This is a genomic window from Porphyromonas somerae DSM 23386 (genome assembly GCF_000372405.1).
In the GTDB taxonomy this organism is placed as follows: Bacteria; Bacteroidota; Bacteroidia; order Bacteroidales; family Porphyromonadaceae; genus Porphyromonas_A; species Porphyromonas_A somerae.
On the sequence record NZ_AQVC01000059.1, the window covers coordinates 1 to 11,819 of the forward strand.

Sequence of the window (11,819 nt, forward strand, 5' to 3'; positions counted from 1 at the left end):
GGGGTGCCTCTGACACTCCTCTATATCTCACCAAAATGGAGCTCCTAACTAACCGAAAACTGAGATGCAACTAAGCTTTTGCTTAGTTGCATCTCGTCATTTGCTTAGTTGCATCTCGCCGATCGCTTAGTTGCAACTCAACTTTTGCTCCGATATAGCACCTGGTTCCCTACGTGCAACTTGCCCTCATCTTTTGTGAGACTGTTGCACGAAGGCGATCTGCTGCGCCTAGGCTTCCGTAAGGATGCCAAGGCACATAAAGTTGCTTTCGGGATTCGGACTCGGTCACGTACGTGAGTACGCTCCCAGCGCCCTCACCCTCAGCACCTTGCATATCATCCTTCGTTCAAAGTCTCAGCACATTTGAATCAAATGTGCGAGAATGGCACTTCGTGCAATATTGTCGTCATTTGGGATTGGTGGGGGCATACGATTATACATAAAAAGAAGAGACCCAGGGCTAGTAGTCCTGGGTCTCTGCATATATGGGGGCTGGAGATTAGAAGGCGTATCCAGCGGTGACCATCAAGGTATTGGCTGAGTAGGTACGGAACCCTAATTGGTACCCTAGGTCTAGGTGTACACCATAGAGCTTTCCGCCGATACCGAAGCCTAGCGAGTGGTCGCGAAGGGTGTGGTAGTCATACCCTAGTCGGAGGTCGAGTAGCTGATTGTAGCTATACTCTAGCCCCACACCTGCAGCTCGGTAGTTGGCGGGGCCCTCCTTTAGGGTGCCTCTTGCTCCGAGTATCAGGGTAAGCTGGTGCTTCTCGGCTAGTGATAGGGTTTGGTCGGTAGAGAGCTCCAGTGTGGGCTGTATTGTGTAGCTATCGTTACTAGCTCTGTAGCGTAGGGGAGCACCGACACCATCTATGATGGCGTGCAGACCGTATTCCACTCCTTTTCCGAAGAGGGTATATTGATTGAGGTAACTCACTCCTGCACCAAATAGATAGGTCTCTGCCTCTATTTGAAGAGCTGTGCGGTGGTAGCTTCCTTTCGCAAAGAGGCCCCAGTGCTCTACAGCATAGGCATATCCTAGGTCAGCACTCAGGCTATAGGGTCTGAAGGAGCTCTCCACCTTTTCGCCTGGCATTCCCTCCACCTCTATCTTAAGACCACCTGAGTAGCGTCCGCCCACAAAGAGTGCGTGAGAAGGGGCAAAAGACCATGCTCCCGAGAGGGTGTACTGCAACTCTCTGCCGAACTCTAGCTTAGGGAAAATCTCAATGTTGCCATCCACTTGAAAGGTAGCTCCATTGGCTAGAAAAGCGGTAGGATTGGTATAGAGATACATATCCTTGGCACCAGCGCCATGCACTTTACCGAGTGCGAGGGTGCGTGCGCTAGTATTGCCCTCTAGGAGAGGGAGTGGCGAGCCTTGCCCCATTGCAAGGGTGGTGCCTAGAAGGGCGAGGGCAACGATGTATAATATTCGCTTCATATTATTCTGCTTCAATAGTCATTATTTCTTTACAATGGTTCGGATGGTCTTACCGAGATGTATGCGGTAGACTCCTGGGGTGAGCTTCTTGAGATTGACATGAGAGATGCCATCCTTGTCGCGGTCAATATACTGACGGTGTACTAGCTCCCCTCTCAGCGTGGTGATGATCACCTCGCGAGGCATGGCAGTATCGGTACCTGTCTGGATATTGAGTACCCCTTCGGTAGGCACCGGATAGAGGATAAAGGTACCCCCTGCTTCTCTAGCTGCTTCGGAGCTACCCACCACCTTTACGGTGAAGCCACTGGTGAATTCTTTGGTGCCATCCGATACGATGATCTGCACCATAGTGCTACCCACCTTCTTTGGGGTGATCTCTAGCTTGGTAGTGCCAGGGATGATACGCACAGTGGCGATGGTGCTATCGCTTGTCTTGGCTGCGTATGAGAGTTTTAGTCCACTGGGAGATTCAAACTTATCGGATAGCTCTACCTGCATAGGCTCTGCATAGCGGCCAATAGATACCGTCCCAAAGTCGGCGATCTTCTTGACCGGTTCGTAGTTCACCACTTTATAGGTGAGCTCAGTAGTGGAGACCTTACCTAGTTCATCCTCCAGTACAATCGGCAGAGTGTACTCCCCTAGCTCGATATCAGAGATGAGGAAGAGTAGCTCGATGCTATTCTCCTTGACCGTTGCCTTGACCCCAGCCTGCTCTATCGCCTCCTTCACGCTCCATTTGTGCCCATCCTCATCCTTGATCTCAAGTGTTAGGTTGTAGAAAGGAAGGCTCTTGGAGAGCACCACAGGCAGTGTGGCAGGGAGGTTGGTGATGGCTGGTGCGTGGTTCTCCTTTGTGGTAAAGTCTGCACTCTTCTTAGAGGAGTGTCCCCAGCGGTCCTTTGCCTCAATCTCTAGGTGGTACTTGGTGCCATCCTCTAGCTTCTCAAAGGTGTATTCAATGGCTGTACCCTCTTTATGCTCATAGTTGGGCACAGTGATGGTGATTGGCTCCTTGCCCTCTGTGGTGAGCGTGAGGAGATAGCTACTAGCGAGCTGGTCGATGGCATCACCATCCTTGGCGGGTAGCCAGCTGATGGTCGCCTTTTGATAGCCCACTTCACCGAGTGTGATCTCTGACATCACTGGAGCCTCTCCCTTATCCTCCTCGAGTGCACGAGCCGCATCGATATAGCCCGCGCCGAGCCAATCTCTCCACTTATTATCGTGCTTGGCACGGAAGTCGATGGTCTTGGTGGCGGTGAGTAGACGCTTCTTGAGCATCTCGCTGGTAAACCCTTGCTTACCAAACTTGGAGATCACCAATGCTGCAATACCAGTGACGTGAGGGGTTGCCATTGAGGTCCCCTGCTGGTAGCTGTACTTATCATTGCCAGGGAATTGGAAGTCCCTACCAGTGAGGTTGGTGCCAGGCACTCTCATATAGAGGAAAGAATCGGTGATGGTGCTGAGGATACCACCTTGCAGGCGCGTAGGGGCATCGAGCGTACCACCGGGTGCCATAATATCTACCCAATCACCGATATTACTGTAGGAGGTGCATTGGAAGTCGGCACCAAAGGCAGCCACCGCCACTACCGAGTCGTAGCAGCCAGGGAATACGAGGTCGTTTTTGAGTCCCTCATTACCCGAGGCAAAGATGACCACACCCCCTTTCATTAGGGCGTTGGGCTTTTGCTCCTTGGTCTGTGGGTCTACTCCCGCATTATCTACAAAGTATTGGATCGCATCTTTGATTACAGGGTAGTCGTTATTGAACCTTTGATCATCAAAGCCCCACGAGCAATTGGCAATCGTAGCACCATGCTCCACCGCCCATTGGAAACCCTTGGCGATGTCGTTGATAGGAGCTGAATGTCGCTCTCCCTCTGGGTAGTTGTCTCTATTGAATATCTGGATGCTCATCAGGCGTACACCCGAATCTGGTGTGCCGTCGCCACCAGCGATACCAGAGACGCCGATGCCGTTGTTATTGCGTGCGGCGATGGTACCAGCTACGTGAGTACCGTGGAATCCAGGTGTGATATAGGGGGAGTTAGCTACAAAATTGTAGCCATAGGTGCCTGGCTCCTCTGGATTGTACCACAGGCTGCCTTGGAGGTCTTCGTGATTGCCATCGATACCCGAGTCAATGATGGCAACGATCACCTCCTTTTTACCAGTCTCTACCTCCCACGCCTTGAATAGGTTGATATCAGCACCAGCTAAAAAGAAGGGGTCATTGCTGCTTCCCTCATTTTGGTAATGCCACTGATAGGGGAGAAGGGGGTCGGGATTGGTAAACTTCGCGTACCCTTGGTTGTAAGTCTCACCACCGGCACGGAGGCTTGGAGCAGACTGGTAAGTAGCTGCGGTCTGAGTGGCATACTTATTACCGTGAGCCACCTCCACTAGCGAACTCTTCTGTAGCTCAGTAAGTGCTTGAGAGAGGTCGGTAGAGGGGTCAAAACTTACCTTGTACCAGCGATCCAATCCCGCCTCACGCTGTAGTGCTTCGTAAGCACCACCAATCGTAAAGATCGGCTCGAGCTTCACCTCATCGGTAAGGCTACGTAGCTGATTGCCTAGTAGGCCTCGTAGCTCGCTCTCAGATGAGTGATCGGCAGAAGCCTTGAGCTTCACAATCGCCTCCCCTGGCACCATATTAGGTGCTAGGGTGAGGTCGGGTGCCGCCTCTGTGTCGGGCATCTCTCCTCTTTGGAGTGCCTCTCTTTGGCAGCTCGTGGAGAGTAGTAGCAGTAGGGTGAGCCACCAGCTCAGTCTATATTGTATTGATTTCATAATCCTATTGATATGTCGTAATGATTAATCCTGACGTTTGTTGTTGCGAGCTGTTTCAGCTGTTTTGGCATTACGGAAGTAGGCTACCTGTACGCTATCCTCTCCAGGGGCAATGAAGATGACGTCGTCGCCCTTGGTGAAGTAGGTCCAGCCATACTCTCCTCTGTCGGTATGAGCTAGTTCGTACCCCTTTTTCTTTGCCAATTCAACTACCTCTGGCTTGAGATTCCAAGCTCCAGTCCAGTCATGGCGGGTAAAGAACTTCTTATAGCCCTTGTACATATCGATACGCTGACCGATCGCTCCGGCATTCTCCTTAGTGGCAGTGACGTTGTAGTCCTTACCATAGTTGTCCATTCCTGGGATGAGGAAGTTGTAGAGCGTAGAGATGAGGTCGCCCTCCTTCGCGGTATCACGGTGTACATTTTCAAATTGTACATACTCATAAAGGTGAGTGTAGCCCTCCACATCACTCTTCTTGCAGAATGGATAACCATCGTCTTCGCCAGTCATTAGCCTAAAGCCACGGCCCTTTTCAAACGCCTCCACTTGCTCGAACTGAATGGCAGGGTCGCGGAAAGTATCTAGTCGGTCGGTAGGGAATTCAGTCATAATCGCACCGACATCATCGGGATCAATCTTTTTAGGAAGAGAGATGGTGATTCTAGCCGCCTTAGGATAGGCATAGTGCATTTGCTGGCTATGTTTATAGAAGACCTTAGCCTCGTATTGGAGGAGTGCGGCAAGGTCGTTTTTAACCCATATCTCACCTCCTCTTGGGTCTTCGCCACCCTTGAAAAAGCCCTTAGAAGAGAGATAGGTAGCCACATCTTCCTGGCTAAACTCAGTGCCCTCTACCCCGACTATGTGCATAGCAAATACCTTGTTTTTATCAGAGTTGTTGTATTGATAAACTAGGTACTTAGCCCGCTGTGCATCGGTGGCGAAGAAGTCGTCCTTAGTCCAGGTGGCATCCTTACGGGTCATCTGCTTCTTTACAAAGTCCATCGCATCATCGTCCCATACGTTGGCATTGATCAGCTCGGTGTCCTGTTGGAGACCCACCTCCTGAGCATACGCCTCCACATCGGCACGGGTCATATCGGGTAGTAGCTTAAAGTCTGGGAATAGACGGACACCCACTTGGCGGATACGCAAGGTGGCACTCTCGCCATAGCTGAGTGCGATATAGACCTCACGGGGGTTGGGGTCGACGGATGGCTGTACCATTACCTTCAGGCTCTTGCTATCGCTACTCTTCTCTGCGGTGAGCCATGGACTCTCCTCCGAGAGGGTATAGCTCCAGTCGTTGCCACTGGCAATTACAGGGATGATTAGTTCGCCGCCTTCGCTACCAACATCCCATGATGTTTTCTCTACGGCGAGTGTCTTGAGGGTGCTTGACTGAGTCACCTTTATCTCCTTACGGAGTCCACGAAGGGTGATGGTGACTTTGGTCTCTAGCTTCTTGCCGGTGTGGTTCTCCTCGGCAGTTAGCTTAACGCCATCCTTCACCTTCTCCACCTTGAGCCAATCGCTCTTAGGTCCTTGCTCAATAGACCACTGGTCGTCTGTGGTGATGACACCTACTTCGAGCGAACCACCAGCCTGTGTAAATGTGATAAGGCTAGTCGGTAAGTCGAGCGAAAGCACATCGGGTTCCTCCTGCTGCTTACAGCTAGTGGCTAATAGTGCCACGAGCCCGAGGAGCAAATATAGTCGTTGGATTGTCTTATTCATATAGTGTCGCCTATTTATCTTTCCCATCCTTCGTTTTGGATGAGCTTGTGATTGATCTTAAATAGTACTTGAGGAATACCCCACACAAAGCGGTAGTCACCAGCTGGGATATTGAGATGAAGGTCGTACTCTTTATTGAGTACCTCTCGCTCTTGAGGGTCGTGACGATTGACTCCCATACCCCACCTGCGGAGGTCCCAAAGGCGGAAGCCCTCGAAAGCGAGCTCGCGGGTACGCTCATCACGGATCTCCTGCTGTAGGTCGGTGCCAAAGAGGTCTACGCTCTCCAGCCCTCTGGATACCTTGAGCTGATTGAGGTAGTCTAGAGCCTTGGCATTATCGCCACTCTCATAGGCCGCCTCAGCTGCAATCAGTACCTGCTCGGCATAGCGGAAAGGCTTTGGTGCCTGTAGCCCATTAGGGACATAGCCACCCCACACTTGGCTATCGAGGTCGGAGTAGGCTTTATTACCCTTAAACTTAGAGACTACCCATACCACGTCCTGAGAGGTGCGACCGTAGTCGGCAGGGGAGATAACGGTCATGGCCTCCTCAAAGTACACCTTACGGCGGAGGTCACCCTCCTGATAGAATTCCTTGAGCCAGCCGGCTGGAAGGAATGGAGGAGTATTGATCGCAATATCTCTGTGTTTATTCTCTCTCCACCATCTATTGGCCTCGAGGTTGGCACCGTAAAGACCGAGGGTACTTGGAAGTTCGTCGGGCTTACTGATAAATGGCTGATAGATCTGCTCCCGTCCGGTATCTTTGTGCCACATTGCCTCAATAGCCGTTACACCTGTGACATCCATCTCGTCGGGCTTAGTGAGGCTGTACCTCTGGCTATTGATCAGCTTCTCCGCAGTAGCGAGAGCCTCTGGCATCTTGCCCATATAGAGGTAGACACGCGACTTGAGTGCTGTAGCCACATCTTGCGAGATATAATCTGCCCCCTCAGCTCCTGGAGTAGAGGCGAGTAGCTCCTCAGCAAGTGTCAGCTCTTGAAGGATAAAGTCCCACACCTCCTTATTGCTGGCACGAGGGTACATCGTGAGAGGATCCACCTTTTTCACCAAAGGCACGCAGAGGTCGGTCGCGGCACTCTCCTCCTTGTAGGGTACGCCCCAGCGGATTGCTAGACTATAGTAATAAAAGGCTCTAGCAAAGTGAGCGTGCCCAGCGTAGGTATCGATGGTTGCCTTGGCTGCTTCGGGGTTCTGCTCCTTATTGATGTCGTAATTGCTTAGCCCATCGAGGAGCGTATTAGCATCGGCTAATGCCACATAGTAGGAGTGGTAAAGCCCATCAAAGGTGGCCTCATCGGCTCTCAGACTGTGCCAGCCGTGGAAGGCGCCGTAGCTATTGTGCATAATGTGCATATTGAGCATATCGGCCTGTACCTCCTGAGGTAGGGTGGCGGAACCACCAAAGAGCCTAGTGCGTAGCAATATTGTGGTGCCATTGTCCCATGCCTTCAGCCCATCCATATCGGCAAAAGACTTCTTGAGTGGGATATAGTCTAGTGGCTCTTTATCTAGATTGCACGATGCTAGGAGTAGCCCAAGCAGTGCTATAGAGATCACTCTGTATATATTATTTATCTTCATATTCTCCTGTATTTCTATCATTAGAAGCCTAATTCAAAATTAACGCTCACCTGCTTAGTATTTGGGTTAACTCCCATAGATACACTGTGATTGACCTCTGGGTCAATACCTTGGAACTTGGTAAAGGTGAGGAGGTTACGACCAGAGAAGAATATCCTTGCCGATTTGATCACCTCCTGACGCTCTATCCACTCACGTGGTAGGTCGTAGCCAATAGTGAGGTTTTTGAGTCGCATAAAGGAGGCATCTTCGATCAATCCACTATCAAGGTAAAGTGAAGCGTGCTGCTTATTCTTCTCTCTCTGGTAGGCTAGACTTGGGTAGTCGGCCTTATCGCCTGGTTGCTTCCAGTAGTTAAAGAGCCTACGGGAGGCATTGAAGTTGGTACTCTCAAAGTTGCGCACATTGGCGTCGCTCTCATAGTACTGACGGTCTACCGAGATCATGTGCTTGCCAAGAGCAAAGGCAAAGTTGGCACTCATGAAGAAGTTGCCATATCTACCCTCTAGTCCCCAACCACCAGTCATCGGAGTGAAGGCTGGGATATCGGTGTTTTGCTCTAGTGAAGCGGTGTACTCATCAGCGAGTTGATCGTGGTTCATCGTCTTCTTCATAGGGTCTACCCCAGGCTTAAACCACTCTGGGCGACCTGTCTCGCTATTCACCCCTTTGTAGATAGGCATGTAGAAAGTAACGGGCTTACCCACTTGGTAGGCAAGGGCAGTCCCTGGCTGCAAGAAGGAGTCGCGACCGCCAAAGAGAGAGATCACCTTGTCTCTATTGTAGTTGAAGTTGAGGAAGGCGGTGAGGTAGCCCTTCTTTGCCTTGATTAGGTCTAGATCGAGCTGAAGGTCGATACCTTGGTTGAGGTAAGCCCCTTCGTTTTGGAGGTTGTAAGAGTAGTCGTACTGCCCAATACCAAAGCCCGAAGTGAAGTCGAGAGGCACCTCGAATAGCATATCTGTGGTGAGCCTGTGGTAGTACTCTATGCTCAGCCCAATGCGGTCCAGCATCCTACTCTTGAAGCCCACGGTGAGCTTGCTCTGCTTCTCCCAGCTGAGGTCTGGGTTACCGGTATTGGCTAGTCCCAAGCCCATTTCGCCCTTGTACTGACCACTGCTACCAGCGTATGGCTCAGTGTAGTAGGGAGGAATAGAGGAGTTACCCTGTGTACCGTAGCTCGCCTTGAAGTCGAGCTCATCAAGCCACGCAACCTCTGAGAGGAAAGATTCATTCTTCGCCTTCCAAAGCAAACCAGCCGACCAGAAGGTGGCGTGTCGCTTATTCGGACCAAAGCGCGACGAGGCGTCGTTACGAATCACTAAGTCTACAAAGTAACGGTTGGTATAGTTGTAGGCAAACTGTCCGAAGAAGGAGAGGAAAGCATAAGAGAGGGTGCTCTCACTAAACGACTTGTCCTTGGTCACCATATTGAGTGAAAGGAGGTGGTCGTTTTTGATGCCCGCTCCCGAAGCAGAAAGCCCATCATCGTAGTAGTTGATGTACTCCTGACCGAGGAGGGTGGTCAGTCCGTGATCCCCTAGGTCGAAGTCGTAGGAGATGGTATTGGTGGTAGAGAAGTTGATCACCTGCCCAAAGGAGCGAGACGAAGAGCCGTTGCCGTATGCTTTGCGGTAGCTAGGCTTCACGCGTGCAAAATACTTGCTGTAGCCCATCTCCACACCCGCCATCGACCGAATAGTCAGATGCTTGATAGGGGTGATGGTGAGGTTACCATTGGCCGAGAGAAGGAAGTTCTGCGACTCTGCTGGCTTCTTATCAATCTCATACCCTGGGGTACCGATGCCCAGTACATCAATGTAGTCTAGCTCCTTGCCATTCTTATCGTAAGGCGATACGAAGGGGAGGTTGAGGGCACCCATACCGCCCAGTGCACTCTTAGGCCCTAGGGGTGAGGTTTGGGTCCAGTCGTAAGAGACATTGGTGTTGAGCCCTAGGCGGATATACTCATTGAGCTCAGAGCTAAGATTGAAACGCGCAAAGACTTTGTCGTACTTCGAGCCTTCGCGAAGACCCTTTTGCGACATTCCGCCACCCGAGAGGTAGTAGCTGGTCTTATTAGTACCGCCTGAGATAGAGAGGTCGCCTTGGTAAAGGGGTGCCTTCTGGTAAATATAATCGTACCAGCGGAAGTCGGTATTCCCGAAGTGCTCTGCCCTAAAGGCGTCCCACTTCTCTTGGCTCTCAAAGAGACCTGTCTCTACATAGTACCTACCTAGCTCCTCGCCAGTCATCAGCTGGTCGAAGTAAGAGGTATTGGCAAGTGTAGAGACGCCATACTGCCCACGCACATTGATTGCAGCACGCTCCCCCTGCTTGCCTCGCTTAGAGGTGATGTAAACAACACCATTCGCAGCCCTCGCACCATAGATAGAGGTGGCGGAAGCATCCTTTAGGAATTGCATGCTCTCAAAGTCATTGGGGTTCATTGCACGGATAGCAGCGGTGCTAATAGGCATACCATCGAGGATGAATAGTGGCCCCGTACCTGCTCCTAGCGACCCTTGTCCGTGGAGGGCAAGGGAGAGCTGCTGAGAGGGCTCACCAGAGTTGGAGTAAACTTGCAGACCAGAAACCTTACCCTGAATAGCATCCAGAGGGTTGGCATTGGGCTTGCTAGAGAGCTCCTTGGCACTGATCTTCACCACCGAAGCGGAGGTATTGGTGATCTTACGGGTCATATACCCGATCACCACCACATCGTCCAGTACTTCACTATCTACCTGGAGGTGTACCTCCATGCCATTCTGTGCCGGTAGCTCTACCGTCTTATACCCCACATAGGAGATAATAATTACATCACCTGCTTTGACAGGGAGGGTAAACTGACCATCCAGGTTGGTGGTAGTTCCCTTGGAGGGGTCTGCCTTGGCACGTACCGTCGCACCAATTACTGGCTCACCCAGTTCGTCATATACAAGTCCCCTGATGCCCGAAGTCGTCTGTGCCGAAAGTCCGATCACAGCTAGTAGACTTATCAATAGGAGACAGTACCAGCGTCTGTGTCTCATAAAAATTATTCGAAATGATATATGTTTGTTGTTTATAATAGTTGTGTATAATACTCTGCCGTCACTTGCACCCTTTTGTGGATGCATAGCTCATTCTCTAGGCTGACCAATCTTTGTTGGTCAGTGGAGCGATGGTGCCCCTTGAAGGCACTCAGTATAGGTTAGTCGTAAAAAGCGAATAGTCGAGGATTTGGGATACCTCTAGCGTGGCGTGGATATTGTACCCACACCTTAATTTATCTATTACAGAGCAAATAAGCATCCTGCCGCTTGATTTGTCGCCACAGAAAGTCTATTGTCTTGACCTGAAGGATAAACATCCTTGATTCCATCGGCCCAATCATTTTGATTTATTCGCTAAAGATAATGTAAACATTTGAATCAATGCCCAAATATACTATATATTTTTAATATGCAACCCATATTACCATAATAAATGCTTTTGCACTCTTTAATAGACTTAATATATATAAGAAGCAAGGCGGGCGTGGCGACCCTATAAATGGAGTCCTTGCCCGAGATCACCCTGCCCTTTTCGGATAGGTCAGACAAGTCAGATAGGTCGGACGCCATGGAGCACCCTGGCGGGTGCTTTTGGGGGAGCCCCTATCTAACAAAAAACTGAGTTGCAACTAAGCTTTTGCTTTGTTGCAACTCGTCATTTGCTTAGTTGCATCTCGCCGATCGCTTAGTTGCAACTCAATTTTCGCCCGGATACGGGAGGGGTTGAGAAGGGGGCAAGGTGCCTTATCGGACGGGTCGGACAAGTCGGACACGTCGGACGACATGGAGCACCCGATAGGGTGCCATTCAGCTAGCCCCTGGTCAAGGCTCGTAGAGCCGAAGACCAGCGGGTGTTGAGTGGTCAAAAACCTACGACCCTTGTGGTCGCACAAGCCTATCCAAGTGCGACTGTGGTTTCCTGAAAAAGGTTGACTCGGTTAATGTTACGTTGTTATTAATCCTGCTTTATGTTGACTTTCTAGCCTTTAGTCCTGTGAGGGGTTGACTGGAGGGCGTAGCCCGGAAGGAAACCCCTCACAGGACTAAAGGTACCAAAACTTGGGCACCTATCCTATTTTTTGATTTTCAAGGTACTCCTCTCTATAGCTTTTCCACCTCTTGGGGATTTTCCCTTTGCACTTTGAGGCTTCAACAGGTGTCTTATAGTCGAGACTCATGTGAGGCCTT

Annotated in this window: 5 protein-coding genes; all 5 read right to left on the minus strand. The window is 50.8% G+C overall.

Annotation, left to right across the window (positions count from 1 at the left end; all coding sequences use genetic code 11):
* Positions 1-499 precede the first annotated feature (499 nt).
* The 5 genes from A3GK_RS0109400 to A3GK_RS0109420 are packed head-to-tail and all read right to left on the minus strand — an operon-like array spanning position 500 to position 10,628.
* Positions 500-1,444: a PorV/PorQ family protein gene (locus A3GK_RS0109400; protein ID WP_018029201.1), complete on the minus strand. Its 945-nt coding sequence runs from the start codon at positions 1,442-1,444 to the stop codon at positions 500-502.
* 21 nt (positions 1,445-1,465) lie between these two features.
* Positions 1,466-4,249 (minus strand): S8 family serine peptidase, encoded by a 2,784-nt coding sequence (locus A3GK_RS0109405; RefSeq protein ID WP_018029202.1) that lies wholly within the window; start codon positions 4,247-4,249, stop codon positions 1,466-1,468.
* Positions 4,250-4,273: 24 nt separating this feature from the next.
* Positions 4,274-5,989, minus strand: a complete 1,716-nt coding sequence (locus A3GK_RS10815) for a BACON domain-containing protein (protein WP_162138148.1) — start codon at positions 5,987-5,989, stop codon at positions 4,274-4,276.
* 14 nt (positions 5,990-6,003) lie between these two features.
* Positions 6,004-7,596, minus strand: coding sequence for a RagB/SusD family nutrient uptake outer membrane protein (locus tag A3GK_RS0109415; protein ID WP_040576136.1), 1,593 nt, complete (start codon positions 7,594-7,596; stop codon positions 6,004-6,006).
* Positions 7,597-7,616: 20 nt separating this feature from the next.
* Entirely contained in the window at positions 7,617-10,628 is a 3,012-nt protein-coding gene (locus A3GK_RS0109420) for a SusC/RagA family TonB-linked outer membrane protein (protein WP_018029205.1), read from the minus strand.
* Between the last annotated feature and the right edge of the window lie 1,191 nt (positions 10,629-11,819).